This is a genomic window from Rhizobium sp. BK196 (assembly GCF_014193255.1).
In the GTDB taxonomy this organism is placed as follows: Bacteria; Pseudomonadota; Alphaproteobacteria; order Rhizobiales; family Rhizobiaceae; genus Rhizobium.
Map to the genome: position 1 here is coordinate 93102 of NZ_JACHZB010000002.1, position 21563 is coordinate 114664.

Below are 21563 nucleotides of genomic sequence, written 5' to 3' on the forward strand. Positions count from 1 at the left end.
GACCTGGATTGTTTACAAAAAGCTTTTCAAGCAGCATCAAATTTAATGCCCCAAAATGATGAGCTTTTTAATCGTTTTGTGATTTGCTGTTCATCGCGCAACGCTTGCCGATGCAAGGTTGGCAGTCGAACTCTACCTCAAGGTGATTGATATGTTGCGATTTGGATCTGTTTTTCGTTCGAAGTTCTTCGCATTTGCTTGCGCGGCCGTTGTTGCAGCCGGAATTGTCGAGCCTGCTGTTGTCCGGGCTGGCGAAAACGACAGCATCCGCATAGCCGTCGAGGGCGCATTTCCTCCGTTCAACTATGTCGATTCCAATAATCAGCTTCAGGGGTTCGACGTGGATATCGCCAACGCCCTTTGCGAGGCGGCGAAATTGAAGTGCGAATTCGTCATCCAGGAATGGACGGCGATGATTCCGAACCTGCTGGACAACAAGTATGACGCAATCATCTCGTCGATGTCGATGAGCGCCGAGCGGCGGCAAAAGGTTGCCTTCACCCAGAAATATTATGACAGCCCGACAGTCTTCATCGCGCGCAAGAACGACGAGATTGCCGGCACATCACCCAATGATCTGAAGAAACTGCGCCTTGGCGTGACGGCAGCGACCTCCCAGGAGTCCTACGCCAAGAAATTCTACAGCGGTGTAGCGACGACCGTGTTTCAAGCCTCTCCGGATCTTTACAAGGGCCTTGCCGACGGCAAGGTTGATATCATCCTGGAAGACAAGCTGGCGGTCTACGACTGGCTCGCAAACACCAAGGCGGGCAGCTGTTGCGAATTCAAGGGCGAGGATATCAAGAACACCGAATATTTCGGCGACGGAGCCGGGATCGCCGTGCGCCCGACCGATAAGCCGTTGCTGAACAAGCTCAATGCCGCGCTCGAGGAGATCCAGGCTAACGACACCTACGATACGATCAACGCGAAATATTTCCCGTTCAGTATCCGTTGAGATCGCCGGGTAGAATTGTCTCGATCGCTGCGGTTGGCCTTATGAATCTCGCAAGCAGTCGCTATTCTGAAGGACGAAAAGCAACTGCCGCAATCGATCCGCTTTCCGATCATTCGTCTGAAGGAGTCGGCCAAATCCGATGTGGCCATATACCGCGAAGGAAAGCGGCTTCCCGGGCAAGCATTTGTCCTGTCACTGAATTCGAGCTCCGGCAAAGTCCACGAATCGATCGTCGACCTGTCGAAAAAAACTGTCGTAGAGCATAACAGGCTGCCGCTTGAATCAGCGCGCCTTACGGGCAGCCGCCGGTCATGCTTTGCGAATTCGAGATCGTCGAGGCGACGGTGAAATCGGACCGGCATGCAATATTGGGGCGACTGCAAGGGTTGCCTCTCACCCTGCAGTCTGCCCCTAGCTCTCGGTGATGCGCCGATCCTCGTCGGAGCCGACCGAGAGCTGCTTCCAGTCGAGATCTTCCTGCAGTTCGAGATATTGCGTCGCGCCGATCTTATCCTTGTCGCGCAATTCCTCGAGCCGTTGTCGCTGAGCGATCACGGCGGCGATCGTCAGCTTGCGGCGTCGCGTGAGCGGCGACGTCTCGCCAGCTTCTGCCGGCCCAGTCCAGTGATCCCGGCAGATCGTCCGGATCGCCTCGGCCTCGGCGCCATCTTCCTTTTCCAGTCGCTGGAACGCCGCTTCCGCAAGCGAACGCCTTGCGGCCTCCAGTTCCTCCCGGACCTCAGCCTGCCGTCCGAGCTTCAGGAAATGGATCATCGGGGCAAGCGTTGCCCCTTGGATAACGAGAGTTGCGAGCACCACTGAAAAGGCAGTCAGAACGACCAGGTTCCGTTCCGGAAAATCGGCAGGCAGGGCAAAGGCGGTGGCGAGTGTCACGAGACCGCGCATGCCGGACCAGCCGACGAGAAAAGTCTCCCCATGCCTGAAAGGCGACAGCAGCTTGCCGGGCCGGTGGCGTGAGATGACGTATGCGTGCAGCAGGAAGGCCATCGCCAGACGGGTAAGGATCACACCGACCACAACGATGGCTGCAAAGCCGAGCGCTCGCTCGAGCTCGCCTGCGGACATGGATTCCAGGATGCTGCGGGCCTGCAGGCCCATGAGCAGGAAGGCCACGACGTTCAGCAGGAAAACGACGGTCGTCCACACCGCGAAGGAATGCACCCGCATGCGTGGGGAATCGTCGACCGTCGACAGCATCGCGATCGTCATGGCGCTCGCAACCGTTGCCAGCACGGCCGAGAGATGCAGATGCTCGGCGATCAGCCAGGTCGAGAAGGCATAGACGAATTGCAGCAGCGTGCCGCCGACAGTGTTTTCCGTAAAGGGCCGAAGCCGCGAGACGAAGAAGCCGAAGGCGATGCCGAAGAGAATACCGCCGGGTGCGGCGAACCCGATCTGAAGTGCGGTCGCGCCATCCAGCCCGCCGCGTGCCTGCACGGTGAGCGCGGCCCCAAATAGCAACAGCGCTGTTGCGTCATTAAACAGGCTTTCACCCTTGAGCAGAGCATCCACACGCCGATCCACCGGCAGGTTCGAAAGCACGGCGGTGGCTGCCGCCGCATCGGGTGGTGCAACGATGGCGCCGAGCGTAACGGCCACTGCGATCGGCAGGCCGACCGTCGCTATGCTGATCGACACCACCACGCCTGTCGTCACCAGAACGGCAATGACGGCGTAGAAGATCAGCGGCAGCAGCATGCGCCGCGCAGCACCGATCGGGAAGTCGTAGGCGGAATCGACGAGGACGGGGGCTATGAACAGAGCAAGCGCTGTTGGCGGATCGATTGGAATGGTCGGCGCACCCGGCAGCATCGCCACGCCGACGCCGGCGGCGGCCAGGATGCCGGGATAGGGCAGGTGCATGCGGCGGGTGATCTGCAGGAGCAGGATGGCGACGGCCAAAAGGGCAACAAGGGTTTCGAAGAAGGTCATGTCGGCATAGTAGCAGGCTTTCTGGCGCATTGAAGCGGGTGCGGCTCCCATGTAAAGCTTAAGCCTATCAAGGTGATGACGAAGCGCGGGGCGAAGCGGTGACGATCAACTACGATGCGGCTGTTATTGGTGCCGGCGCAGCAGGCATTGCTGCGGCACGAAGCCTCACCGATGCCGGACGCTCGGTCATCATCCTCGAAGCCAGCAACCGCGTCGGCGGTCGGGCCTGGACGGTCGACCTTTCCGGCATGTCGCTCGACATGGGCTGCGGCTGGTTGCATTCGGCCGAACGCAATCCCCTTGTCGCGATCGGCCGCGAGGCCGGTTTCACGATCGAACGCGGGCCGACGGCATGGCAGAACCAGTGGCGCGATCTTGGTTTTTCGCCTGATGAGCGTGCAGCAGCTGTCTCCGCCTGGGAGGCCCTTGAAGAACGGCTGCGGGCCAATCCGCCGGCAAGCGACAGGGCATCGGACGCGCTGGAGCCCAATGGCGAATGGAACGCCTATTGTCAATCGCTGAGCGGCTATCTGAACGGTGCCCCGCTGGAGAGGCTGTCGGCCGCCGATTTCCTTGCCTACGACAATGCCGCAACCGCTGCCAACTGGCGCGTTCTCGAAGGCTACGGAAGTCTGATCGGTGCAGCCGTTCCCGACGTAACCCTTCGCCTGTCGACGCCGGTGCGCCGCGTCGCGCTGATGGGTCAGGGCGTCAGGCTCGAAACCGATCGCGGCCCCGTCATGGCAGGTACGGCGATCGTGACGGTTTCGACCAATGTTCTTGCCCGTGGCACCATTGCCTTCGACCCCAAGGTTGACGATCACCTGCATGCCGCGGCTCAATTGCCGCTCGGCCTCGCCGACAAATTGTTCATCGGGCTTCACGGCAATCATGGCCTCGAAGCCGAAACCCACTTGCTCGGCGATGCTAGAAATGACGAGACCGGCAGCTATTACATTCGCCCGCTCGGCCGCCCGGTCATCGAAGGCTTCTTCGGCGGCAAGGGCGCCTTCGTCATCGAAAGCGCGGGTCTGCTTGAGGCCTTCACCTTTGCGCTCGACCAGCTGTCGTCGCTGCTCGGAAACGACATCCGCCGCCACCTGCGGCCCTTGGCGGCCTCCTCCTGGTGCCACGCGGATTGGGTACGCGGCTCCTACAGCCACGCGCTTCCAGGCCATGCCGGCGCGAGATCGGTGCTGGCGCGCCCGGTTGGCGAGCGGCTGTTCTTTGCCGGCGAGGCGACGCATCAATCCGACTTCTCGACCGCGCATGGCGCATGGGAGAGCGGACGAAGGGCTGCTGGAGAGGTGATCGCGATGGCAGGCTAAGGACATTTGCGGAAGGCCATCGGCCTCCCGCCGTCATGCGAGCCCGCGCCTTACTGCAGCGTGCGGGTCTGGCCTTGTCCAGGCGCAAACTCTGCCACGGCGGAGGCGGTCTGGCCGACGCCGTCAAGGCCGGTCGCGACGACGGAGACCCGGAACGTGCCGTCTAGGCCCCGGTCGAAAATCGCGCCGACGACGATTTCGGCGTCGTCCTGCACTTCGTCACGGATGCGGCTTGCCGCCTCGTCGACTTCGAACAGCGTCATATCCGAGCCGCCGGAAATCGAAATCAGCACGCCCTTGGCGCCCCTCATCGAGATATCGTCGAGCAGTGGGTTGGCGATGGCGGCTTCCGCTGCCTTCATCGCGCGCGCCTCGCCGCTGGCCTCCCCCGTCCCCATCATTGCCCGGCCCATGCCGCGCATGACGGATTTCACATCGGCGAAATCGAGATTGATCAAGCCTTCCTTGACGATGAGATCGGTAATGCAGCCGACACCGGAATAAAGCACGCGGTCAGCCGTCATGAAGGCATCGGCGAAGGTGGTTTTCGCGTCGGCAATGCGGAAGAGGTTCTGATTGGGAATGACGATGACGGTATCGGCGGCCCGGCGCAGCGCCTCGATGCCGGCTTCGGCCATCTTCATGCGCCGGTTGCCTTCGAAGGTGAAGGGCTTGGTGACGACTCCGACCGTCAGGATGCCGGCCGCGCGGGCCGCTTGGGCGATGACGGGTGCAGCACCCGTGCCGGTGCCGCCGCCCATGCCGGCGGTGACGAAACACATGTGCGAGCCGTTCAGATGATCCATGATCTCGTCGAGCGACTCCTCGGCGGCGGCCTGGCCGACTTCCGGCAGGGAACCGGCGCCGAGGCCTTCCGTCACGTGCGCACCGAGCTGGATGCGGCGCGATGCCTTGGAGGTTGCGAGAACCTGGGCATCGGTATTTGCGGCGATGAAATCAACGCCCGCCAGTTTCTCGGCGATCATGTTGTTGATCGCGTTTCCGCCGCCACCGCCGACGCCAATCACCGTAATCTGCGGCCGCAATCCTGTAATGCCGCTCTTGGCGTCTGTCATCGAACTCTCCTTTTGTCCCTCATGCGTACTCCGCCCGTCGCGAATCGCACGTCACGTTAAGCAAGCAACAAGGCAGAGACGGGGCGAGATTTGCAATATCCAAAGGGATTTCAGCACCCGATAATATTGCAAAGAGACGCATGCATCCGCTGCGATTGGTTTGCCTCGAACCGAAGTTTCGCTAAAGATGAAAATCAAACGAAGGAGGGGCGCATGTTTCTGTCGGATCGCCAGGAGAAGATCATCGCGCTTGCAAAGTCATCGGGCCGCGTCCTCGTCGACGATCTGGCAACACAGTTTGCCGTGACGCCGCAGACGATCCGCAAGGATCTCAATGATCTTTGCGATGCGCAACTTTTGACGCGCATTCACGGCGGCGCAACCTTCCCGCGCGGGACGGAGAATGTCCGCTATGATGCACGCCGTCAGATTGCCGCGACGGAAAAGCAGGCGATCGGTGTTGCGGCAGCCGATATCATCCCCAACAACAGCTCGCTCTTCATCAATATCGGCACGACGACGGAAGCTGTCGGAGAGGCGCTTTCCGATCATCATGAATTGATGGTGATCACCAATAACATCAATGTAGCCAACAGGTTGCGGTTGATGGACAATATCGAGGTCGTCATTGCCGGCGGCGTCGTGCGCCAGTCCGATGGCGGTATTGTCGGCGAGGCTGCGGTCGATTTCATCCGCCAGTTCAAGGTCGATTATGCCGTGATCGGGGCCTCTGCGATCGATCCGGACGGCGCTTTGCTCGACTATGATTTCCGAGAGGTGAAGGTGGCGCAAGCCATCATCGCCAATGCCAGACACGTCATCCTGGTTGCGGATTCGACCAAGTTCGAACGGACGGCCCCCGTCCGTATCGGGCAGATTTCGCAGGTTCACACCTTCATCACCGACCAATGCGACTCGCCTTCCATCCGCAATATCTGTCAGCAGAGCGGCGTCGTGCTCGTCGAAACCGCGAAAGCCAATCGCTGATTTTGGCGGCGAATAACATTCGTTTGACATTCGGAAAATTTTCGGTTTAATCATATTTACTTTCGCAATGGTCGGGAGAACCGTTGTGCTTTTCCTGGCTCGCAGAGGGGGAACATGGGCCGAGTCCACGATATTTTCGTCATAGGAGGCGGGATAAACGGCTGCGGCATCGCCCGCGATGCGGTCGGTCGTGGTTATACGGTTGCGCTTGCCGAGATGAATGATTTCGCCTCCGGCACCTCGTCGGGTGCCACCAAGCTCATCCATGGCGGCTTGCGCTATCTCGAACATTACGAGTTCCGCCTGGTGCGGGAATCGCTGATGGAGCGCGAGATCCTGTGGGCCATGGCCCCGCATATCATCTGGCCGCTGCGCTTCGTGCTGCCTTATCACAAGGGCGGGATAAGGCCGGCCTGGATGATCCGGCTTGGCCTGTTCCTTTATGACCATCTGGGCGGCCGCAAGCTGTTGCCGCCGACGTCGGTCTTGAACATGCGCACCGATCCCGCGGGAAAACCGCTGAAGGCGATCTTTGCGAAGGCCTTCGAATATTCTGATGGATGGGTCGATGATGCCCGCATGGTGGTGCTCAATGCCCGCGATGCCGCCGACAAGGGTGCTTTGATCATGCCGCGCACCAAAGTGGTTTCGGCCCGGCAGGAAAAGGATGCGCAGGGCAAGGGCATCTGGAACATCGAGACGATCAATACGGTAACCGGCGAAGGGGCGCGCCATCAAGCCCGCCTGCTCGTCAACGCCGCCGGTCCCTGGGTCGACCATGTCATCCGTTCCGCCTTCGGCCAGAACGGAGCCCGCCATGTACGCCTCGTCCAGGGCAGTCACATCATCGTCAAGAAGAAATTTGAGGACCCGCGCGCCTATTTCTTCCAGAACCCCGACAATCGCATCATCTTCGCCATTCCCTACGAGAATGACTTCACACTGATCGGCACCACCGACCGCGACTACACCGCCGATCCGAAGGACGTGAAGATTTCGCAGGAGGAGACGCTCTATCTCTGCAATGCGGCGTCCGAATATTTCAAGGAGCCGGTCAGACCCGAAGATATCGTCTGGACCTATTCGGCGGTTCGCCCACTCTTCGACGATGGAGCGTCGAAAGCGCAGGAAGCCACCCGCGACTATGTCTTGAAGGTCGAGGGCAAGGAGGGCGAGGCGCCGTTGCTCAACGTGTTCGGCGGAAAGCTCACCACCTACCGGCGTCTGTCGGAACATGCGATGGAGAAGATTGGCGAGGCGATCGGCATCAAGGGAAAGCCGTGGACGGCGGGCAGCCATCTGCCGGGCGGCGACTTTCCGGCGCAGGGCTATGAGGGCGAAGTCAGCAAGCTCAAGGCTCGCTATCCGTTCCTGAGCGAAGCCCATGCCCGCCGGCTTGTCCGTCGCTATGGCACGAAGGCAACCACACTTCTCGGCAAGGCCCAGAAGATCGAAGACCTCGGCAGACTGTTCGGATCCGATCTCTACGAGGCTGAAGTTCGCTATCTGATCGACAATGAATGGGCCGTTTCCGCGGAGGATGTGCTGTGGCGGAGAACGAAGGCCGGACTGCACATGACGACGCAACAAATGCACATATTGGAGGAGTACATCGCCGCCTTGCCCGCTCAGCTTGCCGGGTAGGATGGCATGTGGTCCCGTCTTGAGGAGGCACGGGAGCCGGAATGCTTGAATTGCGCAATGCCGCAAAGATGGTCGGCGGTGAATATCACATTCACCCGACGGATCTGACATTTGAACGGGGATCGCTGAATGTCCTGCTCGGACCGACGCTCTCCGGCAAGACATCATTGATGCGGCTGATGGCCGGTCTCGATCGGCCGACCAGCGGTTCGGTCCATTTTGACGGCGCCGACGTCACTGGTATGCCGGTGCAGAAGCGCAATGTCGCGATGGTCTACCAGCAGTTCATCAATTATCCCGCCCTCAGCGTCTACGAAAACATCGCCTCGCCGATGCGCATTGCCGGGCGCGATGCCAAGACGATCGACACCGAGGTGCGCAAGGCGGCCGAGCTTTTGAAGTTGACACCCTATCTCGACCGGACGCCGCTCAATCTGTCCGGCGGTCAGCAGCAGCGCACCGCGCTTGCCCGCGCGCTCGTCAAGAATGCCAGCCTCGTGCTGCTCGATGAGCCGCTCGCCAACCTGGACTACAAGCTGCGCGAGGAGCTGCGCGAAGAGCTGCCGCGCATTTTCGCCCAATCCGGCGCCATCTTCGTCTATGCAACGACGGAACCGTCAGAAGCTCTGCTGCTCGGCGGCAATACGGCGACGCTCAGCGAAGGCCGCGTCACGCAGTTCGGCAACACGATCGCCGTCTATCGCCGGCCTGTCGACCTCATCACCGCCAAAACCTTCGCCGATCCGCCGCTGAACTTCATCGACGTAACGAAAGCCGGCGGCAGTTTCCATCATGCCGGTGGCGCCGAGATCGTCGTGCCGCCGCATCTGGCCGGCACACCCGACGGTGCGGTGACGATCGCCTTTCATCCGCATCACCTGTCGCTTGAAGCCCAGACCGCGGCTTCGCCAAAGCTTGTCGCCCGCACGCAGATTTCGGAAATCACCGGTTCCGAAAGCTTCGTGCATGTCGATTTCAACGGTGTGCGCTGGGTGATGCTGGCGCACGGCATCCACGATATCGACCCGGATACGGAGATCGCCGTCTTCCTGGACACCCGCCATCTCATGGCCTTCGGGCCGCAGGGGCGGGCAATCGCAACCGGCAATCAGGCGGCATAGGAGGTCTCAATGGCACGTATCACGCTCGACCATATCCGCCACGCCTACGGACCGAATCCGAGGACTGCAAAAGATTATTCCCTGAAGGAAGTCGACCACGAGTGGAATGACGGCGGCGCCTATGCGCTGCTCGGTCCCTCCGGTTGCGGCAAGACCACGTTGCTCAACATCATTTCCGGGCTGCTGCAGCCCTCGCACGGGCGCATCCTCTTCGATGGCAGGGATGTCACCGATCTTTCGACGCAGGCGCGTAATATCGCTCAGGTCTTCCAGTTTCCGGTCATCTACGACACGATGACGGTCTACGACAATCTCGCCTTTCCGCTGCGCAACCGCGGCGTCGCCGAGCCGGAAGTCGACCGGCGGGTACGCGAGATCCTCGAGATGATCGATCTCACCGGTTGGGCCAAGCGCAAGGCGCAGCGGTTGACGGCCGACCAGAAGCAGAAGATTTCGCTCGGCCGCGGCCTCGTGCGCAACGATGTCAATGCCATCCTGTTCGATGAGCCGCTGACGGTCATCGATCCGCATATGAAATGGGTGCTACGCTCGCAATTGAAGCGATTGCACAAGCAGTTCGGCTTCACCATGGTCTATGTCACGCATGACCAGACCGAGGCGCTGACCTTCGCCGACAAGGTGGTCGTCATGTACGATGGCGAGATAGTCCAGATCGGGACGCCTGCGGAGCTTTTCGAGCGGCCGAGCCATACGTTCGTCGGCTATTTCATCGGCTCGCCCGGCATGAATGTCATGCCCGCCAAGGTCGCTGGCTCCAGCGTCCGGGTCGGCGAGGAAACGATCGATCTCGACTACGCGCCCGACACGTCACGGGCAGCCAAGGTGGAACTCGGCATCCGTCCTGAATTCATCCGGTTGGGTCGCGATGGCATGCCCGTGTCGATCCTCAAGGTCGAGGATATCGGGAGGCAGAAGATCGTCCGCGCCCGTTTCGCCGGCCAGCCGCTGGCGATCGTCATGACCGAGGACGCGGAAATCCCGCAGGACGCGCGGGTCAGTTTCGATCCCGCGGCCATCAGCATCTACGCCGATTCCTGGCGTGTCGGCAGGGAGGCTTAAGGCCCATGGAAAAGACCTGGAACAACAAGGCCTGGTTTCTGGTTCTGCCGGTCCTGGTGCTCGTCGCCTTCTCCGCGGCAATCCCGCTGATGACGGTCGTCAACTATTCAGTTCAGGATACGTTCGGCAACAACGAATTCTTTTGGGCCGGTACGGACTGGTTCGTGCAGACCCTGACCTCCGACCGCTTTTGGGACGCCTTGCAGCGTAACCTGGCCTTCTCCGTCATCATCCTGGCGCTCGAAATTCCGCTTGGCATCTTCATTGCGCTGAACATGCCGAAGAAGGGTATTGGCGTTCCGGTCTGCCTGGTGCTGATGGCGCTGCCACTGCTCATCCCGTGGAATGTCGTCGGTACCATCTGGCAGGTCTTCGGCCGCGTCGATATCGGTCTGCTCGGCCATACGCTGGAAGCGATCGGGCTCGACTATAACTACGTGCGCGACCCGCTCGACGCCTGGATCACCATCATCGTCATGGACGTCTGGCACTGGACGAGCCTCGTCGTGCTGCTCTGCTATGCCGGCCTCGTCTCGATCCCCGATGCCTATTATCAGGCCGCCAAGATTGACGGCGCCTCGCGCTGGTCCGTCTTCCGTTACATCCAGCTGCCGAAGATGAAGCGCGTGCTTTTGATCGCCGTGCTGCTGCGCTTCATGGACAGTTTCATGATCTACACCGAGCCCTTCGTCGTTACCGGCGGCGGTCCTGGCAATTCGACAACCTTCCTGTCGATCGACCTCGTCAAGATGGCCGTCGGCCAGTTCGATCTCGGTCCTGCTGCGGCGATGTCGATCATCTACTTCCTGATCATCCTCTTGCTGTCATGGATCTTCTACACGGTCATGACCAGCAGCGATGCCAACGCTTGAGAAAGGAGAGATCCATGGTTTCGACAATGAAATTCAAGCCCGCCGGAAACCTCTCCTGGGTCGTCACTTCGATCTACATTCTCTTTCTGCTGCTGCCGATCTACTGGCTGGTCAACATGAGCTTCAAGGAGAATGCCGAGATTACCGGCGCCTTCTCGCTCTGGCCGCAGAGCCCGACGCTCAGGAATTATGCGATCATCTTCACTGATCCGTCCTGGTATAACGGCTATATCAATTCCATCATTTACGTGGCGATGAACACGGTTATTTCCGTGCTGGCTGCGCTGCCGGCGGCCTACGCCTTCTCGCGCTACCGCTTCCTTGGGGACAAGCACCTGTTCTTCTGGCTGCTCACCAACCGCATGGCGCCGCCGGCCGTCTTCGCGCTGCCCTTCTTCCAGCTCTATTCCGCCTTCGGTCTGATCGACACGCATATCGCCGTTGCCCTGGCGCATTGCCTGTTCAACGTGCCGCTGGCCGTCTGGATTCTCGAAGGCTTCATGTCCGGCGTGCCGAAGGAGATCGACGAGACGGCCTATATCGACGGCTATTCCTTCCCGCGCTTTTTCGTGAAGATCTTCATGCCGCTGATTGCCAGTGGCGTTGGTGTGGCCGCCTTCTTCTGCTTCATGTTTTCCTGGGTGGAGCTCCTGCTTGCCCGCACGCTGACGACGACAGCCGCAAAGCCGATCTCTGCGATCATGACGCGCACGGTATCTGCGGCCGGCATGGACTGGGGCGTGCTGGCTGCGGCCGGGGTGCTGACCATCATTCCCGGCGCGCTCGTCATCTATTTCGTGCGCAACTACATCGCCAAGGGCTTTGCCCTGGGCCGCGTCTGAGGAGGACCGGAGATGACCTTTTCGTGGATGGCCTGGACGCTGCCGACGGCGCTGTTCTTTCTGACGATCCTGGCACTGCTCATTGCCATGAGCGTCTGGGAGTATTTTTCGCCGGGCGGTTCGCCGCGCATCGGGCTGCTGCGTTTCGAGACGACGCGCGGCGACCGGCTCTTCATTTCGCTGCTCGGCGCAGCATTCATTCATCTTGCGTGGCTGGGTCTCGTGGGACCCGGCCTCTGGTGGGCTCTTGGCATTTCCGTGATCTACGCCATCGGTGTGTTCCGCTACGTGTGATGCCAAGGTGATACAGATGGCCGGGGGTTACTGGCCGCCTGAGACGTGAAAACTGCAATCGCAAACCCTGGGAGGATATTATGCGACGGCACTTATTGACGACGACAGCAGGCTTGCTGCTGGCGATGACAGCATCGGCCTATGCCGGCATGGACGAGGCCAAGACGTTTCTCGACAAGGAAGTCGGCGATCTCTCGACGCTTTCCCGCGCCGACCAGGAAAAGGAAATGCAGTGGTTCGTCGATGCCGCGAAGCCATTCGCCGGCATGGACATCAAGGTCGTTTCCGAAACCTTGACGACGCATGAATATGAATCGAAGGTACTGGCTCCTGCCTTCACCGCGATCACCGGCATCAAGGTCACCCACGACCTCATCGGCGAGGGCGACGTCGTTGAAAAGCTGCAGACGCAGATGCAGTCGGGAGAAAACATCTACGACGCTTACATCAACGACTCGGATCTGATTGGTACGCATTGGCGTTACCAGCAGGCACGTAGCCTGACCGACTGGATGGCCAATGAAGGCAAGGATGTCACCAATCCAGGCCTCGACGTCGACGACTTCATCGGCAAGTCCTTCACCACGGCGCCTGACGGCAAGCTCTATCAGCTGCCCGACCAGCAGTTCGCGAACCTCTACTGGTTCCGCTACGACTGGTTCAACGACGAGAAGAACAAGGCGGACTTCAAGGCGAAATACGGCTACGATCTCGGCGTGCCGGTCAACTGGTCGGCCTATGAGGATATTGCCGAATTCTTCACCGGCCGCGAGGTCGATGGCAAGAAGGTCTATGGCCACATGGACTACGGCAAGAAGGACCCATCGCTCGGATGGCGCTTCACCGACGCCTGGCTCTCCATGGCAGGCAATGGCGACAAGGGCATTCCGAACGGCAAGCCGGTCGACGAATGGGGCATCAAGGTCGACGAGAACTCGCGGCCGGTCGGCTCGTGCGTCGCGCGGGGCGGCGATACCAACGGTCCGGCAGCGGTTTATTCGATCCAGAAGTACCTGGATTGGCTGAAGGCTTACGCGCCGGCGGCGGCACAGGGCATGACCTTCTCCGAGGCCGGCCCCGTTCCATCCCAGGGTGAGGTCGCACAGCAGATCTTCACTTACACGGCCTTCACCGCCGACTTCGTCAAAAAAGGTCTGCCGGTGGTCAACGAGGATGGCACGCCGAAATGGCGGTTTGCGCCATCCCCGCATGGCGTCTACTGGAAGGACGGCATGAAGCTCGGCTATCAGGACGCCGGTTCCTGGACGCTGATGAAGTCGACGCCGGTCGATCGCGCCAAAGCGGCGTGGCTCTATGCGCAGTTCGTCACGTCGAAGACGGTAGATGTGAAGAAGAGCCACGTTGGTTTGACGTTCATCCGCGAATCCACCATTCGCGACAAGAGCTTCACGGAGCGCGCTCCCAAGCTCGGCGGTCTGATTGAGTTCTACCGCTCTCCGGCTCGCGTCCAATGGACGCCAACCGGTACGAACGTTCCGGACTATCCGAAGCTTGCACAGCTCTGGTGGCAGGCAATCGGTGATGCGTCTTCCGGCGCGAAGACTGCGCAGGAAGCCATGGATTCGCTTTGCGGCGAACAGGAGAAGGTGCTCCAGCGCCTGGAACGCGCCAAGGTCCAGGGCGATATCGGGCCGAAACTCGCCGAAGAGCATGACCTCGCTTATTGGAACGCAGATGCAGTGAAGAAGGGTAACCTCGCGCCGCAGCTGAAGATCGAGAACGAGAAGGAAAAGGCCATCACCGTCAACTATGACGAGCTCGTCAAGAGCTGGGCCGACGCCAAGAAATAAGCGTCAAATCGGCCGGGCGCCTGCCGCCCGGCCGTCTTCCATTTCCATGTTCATAAACGGGGACAGAGCTGCCGTTCCGGCGGAACGATGGCTGCTGCGCAGGAAACAGATGTCATGAGCGGCCATATCCTTGCCATCGACCAGGGCACGACATCGTCACGAGCCATCATTTTCGACCCTCGGATGCGGATCGCGTCGTCGGCCCAGACCGAGATCACCCAGCATTTCCCGCAGACCGGCTGGGTGGAGCACGATGCGAACGAAATCTGGGACACGGTGCTTTCAACGGCGCGGGACGCTGTGTCAAAGAGCGGTTTGGCACCATCTGCGATTGCCGCCATCGGCATCACGAACCAGCGTGAGACGACGGTCGTCTGGGAAAGGGCCACCGGCCGCCCGCTTCACAAGGCGATCGTCTGGCAGGACAGGCGCACGGCCGAGATGTGCGACCGTCTGAAAGTCGACGGCTACGAAAAGCTCTTCACCGCCAAGACCGGCCTGCTGCTCGACCCCTATTTTTCCGGCACGAAGCTGCGCTGGCTGCTTGATAATGTCGAGGGACTCCGTGGCCGTGCCGAAGCCGGGGAGGTTTGTTTCGGTACGATCGACAGCTGGATCATCTATAAGCTGACCGGCGGGCGCATGCACGTCACCGATGCGACCAATGCCTCGCGAACTCTGCTCTATAATATCGCCGAGAACCGATGGGACGACGAGCTGCTTGAGATCCTGCGCATCCCGCAGGTGCTACTGCCCGAGGTCAAGGACAGTGCCGACGATTTTGGCACGGTCGATCCTGACATCTTCGGCATTGATATCCCGATCCTCGGGGTTGCGGGCGACCAGCAGGCCGCGACGATCGGCAATGCGTGTTTCGAACCGGGCATGGTGAAATCGACCTACGGCACAGGCTGTTTTGCCCTTCTGAATACCGGTGAAGACCGCGTGCACTCAAAGAATCGGCTGCTTTCCACCATCGCCTACCGTTTGAACGGTAAGACCACCTACGCTCTGGAAGGATCGATCTTCATTGCCGGTGCTGCTGTGCAGTGGCTGCGCGACGGGCTCGGCATCATCGACAAAGCATCGGAAACCGGCGCGCTGGCTGATAGAGCCGATCCGCAGCAAAGGGTCTATGTCGTTCCCGCCTTTACCGGGCTCGGCGCTCCCTATTGGGATCCGGAGGCACGGGGCGCGATCTTCGGTCTGACACGCAACAGCGGCCCGGCGGAACTGGCGCGTGCCGTCCTGGAATCGGTCGCCTATCAGACCCTTGATCTGCTGGTGGCGATGCGCAGCGATTGGGGCGATCATCCAATCGAAACCGTGCTGCGCGTCGATGGCGGCATGTCGGCTTCCGAATGGACCATGCAGCACCTCGCCAACATCCTCTCCAGCCCCGTCGACCGGGCAGCGACACTAGAGACGACGGCGCTGGGTGCTGCCTGGCTTGCCGGATCGAAGGCCGGTGTCTGGCCGGGCCAGGATGATTTTGCCCGCGCCTGGGCGAGCGACCGTAGCTTTGAGCCTGATATGACTGATATCGACAGGCAGGCGAGGATCGTCGGCTGGCGCAATGCGATTGCGCGAACCCTCAGTACGGTGACCTGACCGGGGCGGACCACCACCGCAGAGAAAGAGCTGGGCGGTGTCAGGCCGTCCGGCTCATGGCGCTATCGATATGTCCGTCTCAAGCGTCGAGCCGGTTCTGCGTCTGCCGGTCGGAGAATGCATCTATGCCTTCGCGCTCGCTTTTGGCGCGGTATAGCTGCCGAAAACACCGCTGCTCCGGCGCAACGTGCCTGATCCGATATCAGCCGCCGCGCTTGGACGCGTTGTGCCGTTGACCAATCCTATCAGGGGCGTGATATACGCGGGGCATTAGCGCGCGACACTAGTCTGCGCTTGATCGGTGCCGCCGAGATACTTGGAACTCGTGGCGGTCTGGTGCATGCGATTTTCAATGACGCAGGGCCTTCTATGAAGCGGTTGGTTTCCTGCCTTCCTCATTCGATTCCGTGATCCTGATGGTCAGACTGCGGGAGCTCAACGATGCGTCGATCTGCCGACAGAGCTCGTTCTAAAGCCAAGGCACGAGCGTCAATTCAGAAACGAGGACGCCGACGGTTCGCATTCTTTCAAGGCGAAAGACGGATACTTGGCCGCTGACGCCTTGAAGTGTCGGGTTTCACTGCTCCGATTATTTCAAATGGTGCAATAAATTCGAGATTATTCCCGCAATTGTGAGTGGCCGCATCTGACGGCAATATCAGCCTGTCAGACGCACACAGCGTCGCCTGAAGTTGTCACTCACAACATCGCAGGACGCGAAATGACCGAAACCACTTTTTCCATGACACGTGGGACGCTTTGCTGACCGCAGGCGCAGCCGCCGCGATGACTATGTCACCCGCATTCAGCTTCGCTGCCAATGCTGCGCCCGCCAACAACCGAATCGAAGGAAACAAGACAATGGCAACCGTTACCACCAAGGACGACGTCGAAATCTTCTACAAGGATTGGGGCCCGAAGGATGCCCAGCCAATCGTTTTCCACCACGGCTGGCCGCTCTCGTCCGACGACTGGGATGCGCAGATGCTGTTCTTCCTCTCCAAGGGCTACCGCGTCGTAGCACATGACCGTCGCGGTCACGGTCGCTCGGCTCAGGTCTCGGAAGGTCACGATATGGATCATTATGCTTCCGACGCCTTCGCGGTCGTCGAAGCGCTGGACCTGAAGAATGCCGTCCATATCGGCCACTCCACCGGCGGCGGCGAAGTTGCCCGCTACGTCGCCAAGTATGGCGAACCTTCCGGTCGCGTCGCCAAGGCAGTACTCGTTTCCGCCGTTCCGCCGATCATGGTCAAGACCGAAGCAAACCCGGAAGGTCTGCCGATGGAAGTTTTCGATGGCTTCCGCTCCTCACTTGCGGCCAACCGCGCGCAGTTCTTCCGCGATGTTCCGGCAGGACCCTTCTACGGCTTCAACCGCGATGGCGCGACTGTGCATAAAGGCGTGATCCAGAATTGGTGGCGTCAGGGCATGATGGGCGGTGCAAAGGCGCATTACGATGGCATCAAGGCCTTCTCGGAGACCGATCAGACCGACGACTTGAAGGCGATCGGCGTGCCGACCCTCGTGTTGCACGGTGAGGACGACCAGATCGTTCCGATCGCGGACTCGGCTCGAAAGTCCATCAAGTTGCTGAAGAAGGGCACGCTGAAGACCTATCCGGGCTTTTCGCACGGCATGCTGACCGTCAATGCAGATGTGCTGAACGCAGATCTCCTGGCATTCGTCCAGTCCTAATCGGCGTGTCGAAGGGTGCGGTTCTCCCGTATCCACCCTCTTTCAAAATCTAATCTCACGCGCGCAGATCGCGCTCCCTTACGATTGGAGACTAATCATGACCACCACCCCTATAAAGAAAATCGCAAACCACGGCGTCGCCTGGGAGCAGGCTTTTGGCTACGCTCAGGCTGTCCGGGTCAAGGACACGATCTACGTATCCGGACAGTTGAGCCACGACGCAGACGGCAAGCTCGTCGCACCAGCCGTTCTCGATGCTGGAGGCCGGCCCGTTGACTTCACGCAGATGGAAGGGCAGATCCGTCAGACATACGTCAACGCCAAGAAGCTACTCGCCGAATTCGGCGCCACTCTCGATGACGTTGTCGAAGAGACGCTTTTCGTCCTCGATGTTCCGAGCGCATTCGCAGCCGGATCCAAAATTCGCAAGGAGATGTACGGCACAGACACGCCGCCGGTCGCAAGCAATCTGATCGGGGTTAGCGCGCTAGCCTTTCCCGAACAGATCGTCGAGATCACGTTCCGCGCCGTCGTCGACGTGCCGGCCGCCCCATAAGACAGCAGCCACTCAAAAAGCCGCCGGTGCGAAAACGTTTCGGCGGCGTTGCTATCAGAATGGTTTTCCCAATGCCGAGAACATCCTCCACGACAATGAGATCGCCAGCTAACTTGCATCTCACTTCTGACCTGGTTTCCAGGACCCTTCGAGTTGTCGAAGAAGAAGGCCCGGAGCCAAACTGGACGCCCATCTCGCCCGAGCAACTCGACCAACTTGTCGGCCGAGTAGAGAAGGAAGCTGGCGAAGAGGAAATATGGGTATTCGCCTATGGCTCACTGATGTGGAACCCTGGATTTGAAGTGGCGGGCATAGAAAATGCCGTCGCTTTTGGATGGCATCGTGCTTTCTCGCTCAGGATTGAGCGGCTCCGCGCCACCTCGGATGCGCCGGGTCTGATGCTGGCGCTTCAGCCAGGAGGAAGCTGCTCCGGTTTGATTCTCAAGCTACCGTGCGCGACGAAGAAGGAGGATCTTCGAAAGCTTCTGGCGCGCGAAATCCGGTATGTCGAAGTCTGCGATATGGTGCGTTGGGTCACGGTCAAGACACGGACAGGAACCCGTCGCGCATTGACGTTCTGGGCAAGCCCGAAGCAGTCGCCACTGACCGACAAGGTGCCCCTCAATGAGGCCGCCGCACTGATTGCGCAGGCATGCGGACCGGCTGGGTCCTGCGCGGAATATCTGCATCGCACGGTTGTTGATTTGGCGGAACGCCAGATCTTCGACCGGAGCCTTTGGCAGTTGCAAAAGCTCGTCGCGGCTAGGCTTGAAGCTCTACCGCCAGCCATCAATCCAGCATGACCATGTGCACCGCCACCTGTTCCTCGAAGAATTTGGAGAAGGAGGCGATACGCGGCGGAAGAGCCTGGTAAGGCGGATAGTAGAGGGTCAGCCATAGATCCGGCGGCGCCCATCCACGCAAGACGTGAACAAGGCGTCCGCTACGGATGTGGTCAGCGATATTGAAGCCCGGAAGGAGGGCGACGCCGGCCCCGTCGGCAGCCATGTCCGCGAGAACCTCGCCGCTGTTGGCGCTGAAGGCACGTCCGGCCGAGATCGCAATGCTCGACCCGCCGTCCGACAATACCCAGTTCTCGCGCCTGCTTTCTCCGCTATAGGCCAGGCAGTCGTCAGGCGTCAGCTCATGAGGGTGCGACATATCGACGAAGCGGCTGCCGGGCGCCGCGACGAGGATGCGTGGAACGACACGGATTTTTCTCCAGATGGTGAACTTGTCGGAAGGCTGTGACGAGATACGGATAGCCAGGTCGTAGTCGTCGTCGACGATATTCACCAGACCGTCCGAGAGCGAAATCTCGAAGCACATCTTCGGATACTTCTCCTTGAAGCCGGAGAGGATAGGCGGCAGAACGACTTTGCCGAACCAGGTCGGCGCGCTAATCCTGAGGCGCCCTTCTTCCGCTTTATGAGCATTCATTACCTCGCGCCGGGCATCCTCCAGTGTTTTCACCGCGGGCTGAATCTGGGCCGCGAAGATCGCACCGTCCGTCGTCAGGGACACCTGCCGCGTGGTGCGCACGAAGAGCTGGACGCCGAGCTCCGCCTCAAGAGCGGCAATGGCTCGGGTGACGGCCGCAGGCGTCATGTCGAGTTCGCGGGCAACCTGGGCGAAGTTCCGCTTCTCGGCAGCGAGCAGGAATGTTCGAAGCGCCTTGTAGTCGTTCATGCGATTGTTTCACTTTCAGCAATTCTGTCGAAATAAGTATTGCAATTATGCCGGGCGATCAACGGACCTACATTCGATTCACACAACAAACATCCGTGCTGACTGAAAGGCATCGACATGATCAAGGACATCAAGGGACTGCACCACGTGACGTCGATGGCGTCGGACGCGCGGCAGAATAATCGCTTCTTTACCGAGACGCTCGGCCTGCGCCGCGTCAAGCAGACGGTAAACTTCGATGATCCGAGCGTTTATCATCTCTACTACGGCGACGAGACAGGATCAGCGGGGACGGTGATGACGTACTTCCCCTTTCAGAACATGATGCTCGGCCGTCCAGGCGTCGGCGAAGTGGGCGAGACGCAGTTTTCCGTGCCGAAGGGATCGCTCAAGTTCTGGCACGACCGCCTTTCTGTGCAAGGCGTCGATGGACTTGAAAAGGACGCAGTCTTCGGGGCCGGCCGGCTTCGGTTCATGGGGCCCGACGGCGACAGCCTCGCGCTTATCGAGTCGACCGCCGATCACCGCTCCTCTCCCTGGCTGGGCGGCGGCATCCCGGACGACGCGGCGATCCGCGGTTTTGCAGGAGCCCGCTTCAGTCTGCATGATACGGCCGCGACCGAGGAACTGCTCGGCTTCATGGGCTATCAGCGCGCGGAGAAGGAGGGCGACGTGACGCGCTTCGTCATTCCGAACGGAAACGGCGCCGACACGATCGATCTCCAGCTCCTGCCGAAGACGCCCTTCGCCCGGCAGGGTGCGGGTTCGGTCCACCATATTGCCTTTGCGGTCGACAACCGCGAGAAGCAGCTCGAAGTCCGTAAGGCGTTGATGGATACTGGCTACCAGGTCACGCCCGTGATCGACCGGGACTACTTCTGGGCCATCTACTTCCGCACGCCGGGGGGTGTGCTGTTTGAGATCGCCACCAACGAGCCGGGCTTCGATCGCGACGAGGACACCGCCCATCTCGGAGAGGCACTCAAGCTGCCGAGCCGGTATGAGGAATTCCGCGCTGAGATCGAGTCCAATCTTGTCCCGCTGGCTGCGTAGCCGCACCTCCAGACCTAGCCGCAGAAGAAGGGCCGCGATCCGAAAGGGTTGCGGCCCTTCTTGCCATGCGGGGAGGCCGCGCCCGGCAGTCGGACTATTTCGTTTTCCGTAATTCATTCGACATATTTATTGCAATTCATCGTCGGCGCATGTGGCGATAGGTTCGATTTCAGCAGCCAAGACGGCGAGCGAAACGGGCAAGCGGGCCCGGAAGCTCCCGACCGCCGCTATCCATTTTGGCACCGTTCGCGGGCCGCAACCAAGAGGAAGAGAACCATGTCCAAGCTCGAAGTCCTGACCCCGGCAAACAGCCAGCTCATCTTCATCGACCAGCAGCCGCAGATGGCGTTCGGCGTCCAGTCGATCGACCGGCAGACGCTGAAGAACAACGTCGTCGGCCTCGCCAAGGCAGCAAAGATCTTCGATATCCCGACCACTATCACCACGGTCGAGACGCTGTCCTTCTCCGGCAACACTTATCCCGAACTCCTTGCGGTCTACCCTGAGAACGAGATCCTCGAACGGACGTCGATGAATTCCTGGGACGATCAGAACGTCCGCGACGCGCTGGCTAAGAACGCCGCCGCCGGCCGCAGGAAGATCGTCGTCTCCGGTCTCTGGACGGAAGTCTGCAACACCACGTTTGCGCTTTCCGCTCTCAACGACGTCCCGGACTACGAGATCTACATGGTTGCCGACGCCTCTGGCGGCACTTCTCTGGAAGCCCATAACCGCGCCATGGACCGCATGGTGCAGGCAGGCGTGATCCCGGTTACGTGGCAGCAGGTCCTGCTCGAATGGCAGCGCGACTGGGCACGCAAGGAGACCTACGACGCGGTCACCACGCTGGTGAAGGAGCATTCCGGCGCCTACGGCATGGGCATCGACTATGCCTATACGATGGTTCATGGCGCGGACGAACGTGTCAAGCACGGCAAGCGCATCGGCCCGAACCCGGCGAAGTAATACTCCCCGCCGCTCCGGCAACCC

The 21563-nt window shown here is 60.2% G+C and carries 19 protein-coding genes; 16 read left to right on the plus strand and 3 right to left on the minus strand.

Annotated features, from left to right (window positions below):
- The first annotated feature begins 151 nt into the window (after nucleotides 1-151).
- Nucleotides 152-958 (plus strand): transporter substrate-binding domain-containing protein, encoded by an 807-nt coding sequence (locus FHT78_RS07085; RefSeq protein ID WP_183742036.1) that lies wholly within the window; start codon nucleotides 152-154, stop codon nucleotides 956-958.
- A 411-nt stretch (nucleotides 959-1369) separates the two neighbouring features.
- Here FHT78_RS07085 and FHT78_RS07090 read toward each other — a convergent pair whose 3' ends face one another.
- Entirely contained in the window at nucleotides 1370-2911 is a 1542-nt protein-coding gene (locus tag FHT78_RS07090; RefSeq protein WP_183743408.1) for a cation:proton antiporter, read from the minus strand.
- Nucleotides 2912-3015: 104 nt separating this feature from the next.
- Between FHT78_RS07090 and FHT78_RS07095 the strand changes: the two genes are divergently transcribed.
- Complete coding sequence (locus tag FHT78_RS07095) at nucleotides 3016-4239, plus strand: NAD(P)/FAD-dependent oxidoreductase (RefSeq protein WP_183743410.1); 1224 nt, start codon at nucleotides 3016-3018, stop codon at nucleotides 4237-4239.
- Between the two features lie 50 nt (nucleotides 4240-4289).
- Here FHT78_RS07095 and ftsZ read toward each other — a convergent pair whose 3' ends face one another.
- Nucleotides 4290-5315 (minus strand): cell division protein FtsZ, encoded by a 1026-nt coding sequence (gene ftsZ / locus FHT78_RS07100; protein ID WP_183742038.1) that lies wholly within the window; start codon nucleotides 5313-5315, stop codon nucleotides 4290-4292.
- A gap of 213 nt (nucleotides 5316-5528) precedes the next feature.
- On the opposite strand from ftsZ, the gene FHT78_RS07105 reads away from it, so the two are divergent.
- The 12 genes from FHT78_RS07105 (at nucleotide 5529) to FHT78_RS07160 (ending at nucleotide 18634) form a co-directional block, all read left to right on the plus strand.
- Complete coding sequence (locus FHT78_RS07105) at nucleotides 5529-6302, plus strand: DeoR/GlpR family DNA-binding transcription regulator (RefSeq protein ID WP_183742040.1); 774 nt, start codon at nucleotides 5529-5531, stop codon at nucleotides 6300-6302.
- A 114-nt stretch (nucleotides 6303-6416) separates the two neighbouring features.
- Entirely contained in the window at nucleotides 6417-7946 is a 1530-nt protein-coding gene (glpD, locus tag FHT78_RS07110) for a glycerol-3-phosphate dehydrogenase (protein ID WP_183742042.1), read from the plus strand.
- Between the two features lie 41 nt (nucleotides 7947-7987).
- Nucleotides 7988-9067: an ABC transporter ATP-binding protein gene (locus FHT78_RS07115; RefSeq protein ID WP_183742044.1), complete on the plus strand. Its 1080-nt coding sequence runs from the start codon at nucleotides 7988-7990 to the stop codon at nucleotides 9065-9067.
- 9 nt (nucleotides 9068-9076) lie between these two features.
- Entirely contained in the window at nucleotides 9077-10147 is a 1071-nt protein-coding gene (locus FHT78_RS07120; protein ID WP_183742046.1) for an ABC transporter ATP-binding protein, read from the plus strand.
- A gap of 5 nt (nucleotides 10148-10152) precedes the next feature.
- Nucleotides 10153-11019: a sugar ABC transporter permease gene (locus FHT78_RS07125; protein ID WP_183742048.1), complete on the plus strand. Its 867-nt coding sequence runs from the start codon at nucleotides 10153-10155 to the stop codon at nucleotides 11017-11019.
- Between the two features lie 14 nt (nucleotides 11020-11033).
- Entirely contained in the window at nucleotides 11034-11861 is an 828-nt protein-coding gene (locus FHT78_RS07130) for a carbohydrate ABC transporter permease (RefSeq protein WP_183742050.1), read from the plus strand.
- A 12-nt stretch (nucleotides 11862-11873) separates the two neighbouring features.
- Nucleotides 11874-12155 (plus strand): DUF2160 domain-containing protein, encoded by a 282-nt coding sequence (locus tag FHT78_RS07135; RefSeq protein WP_183742052.1) that lies wholly within the window; start codon nucleotides 11874-11876, stop codon nucleotides 12153-12155.
- A gap of 80 nt (nucleotides 12156-12235) precedes the next feature.
- Nucleotides 12236-13966: an ABC transporter substrate-binding protein gene (locus tag FHT78_RS07140; protein ID WP_183742054.1), complete on the plus strand. Its 1731-nt coding sequence runs from the start codon at nucleotides 12236-12238 to the stop codon at nucleotides 13964-13966.
- 114 nt (nucleotides 13967-14080) lie between these two features.
- Complete coding sequence (gene glpK, locus FHT78_RS07145) at nucleotides 14081-15577, plus strand: glycerol kinase GlpK (RefSeq protein ID WP_183742057.1); 1497 nt, start codon at nucleotides 14081-14083, stop codon at nucleotides 15575-15577.
- An 861-nt stretch (nucleotides 15578-16438) separates the two neighbouring features.
- Nucleotides 16439-17275 carry an alpha/beta hydrolase gene (locus FHT78_RS07150; RefSeq protein WP_183742059.1) on the plus strand — a complete coding sequence of 279 codons (837 nt, stop codon included), beginning with the start codon at nucleotides 16439-16441 and terminating at the stop codon, nucleotides 17273-17275.
- Between the two features lie 97 nt (nucleotides 17276-17372).
- Complete coding sequence (locus FHT78_RS07155) at nucleotides 17373-17831, plus strand: Rid family hydrolase (RefSeq protein ID WP_183742062.1); 459 nt, start codon at nucleotides 17373-17375, stop codon at nucleotides 17829-17831.
- A gap of 71 nt (nucleotides 17832-17902) precedes the next feature.
- Nucleotides 17903-18634 carry a gamma-glutamylcyclotransferase gene (locus tag FHT78_RS07160; RefSeq protein ID WP_183742064.1) on the plus strand — a complete coding sequence of 244 codons (732 nt, stop codon included), beginning with the start codon at nucleotides 17903-17905 and terminating at the stop codon, nucleotides 18632-18634.
- On the opposite strand, the gene FHT78_RS07165 is transcribed toward FHT78_RS07160, so the two are convergent.
- Nucleotides 18621-19520 carry a LysR family transcriptional regulator gene (locus FHT78_RS07165; protein WP_183742066.1) on the minus strand — a complete coding sequence of 300 codons (900 nt, stop codon included), beginning with the start codon at nucleotides 19518-19520 and terminating at the stop codon, nucleotides 18621-18623. The two genes, FHT78_RS07160 and FHT78_RS07165, sit on opposite strands and share 14 nt — an antisense overlap.
- Nucleotides 19521-19637: 117 nt before the next feature.
- Between FHT78_RS07165 and FHT78_RS07170 the strand changes: the two genes are divergently transcribed.
- Nucleotides 19638-20573: a VOC family protein gene (locus FHT78_RS07170; protein WP_183742068.1), complete on the plus strand. Its 936-nt coding sequence runs from the start codon at nucleotides 19638-19640 to the stop codon at nucleotides 20571-20573.
- 276 nt (nucleotides 20574-20849) lie between these two features.
- On the plus strand, nucleotides 20850-21539 hold the full coding sequence (locus FHT78_RS07175) for a hydrolase (RefSeq protein ID WP_183742070.1): 690 nt from the start codon (nucleotides 20850-20852) through the stop codon (nucleotides 21537-21539).
- The last annotated feature ends 24 nt before the right edge of the window (nucleotides 21540-21563 follow it).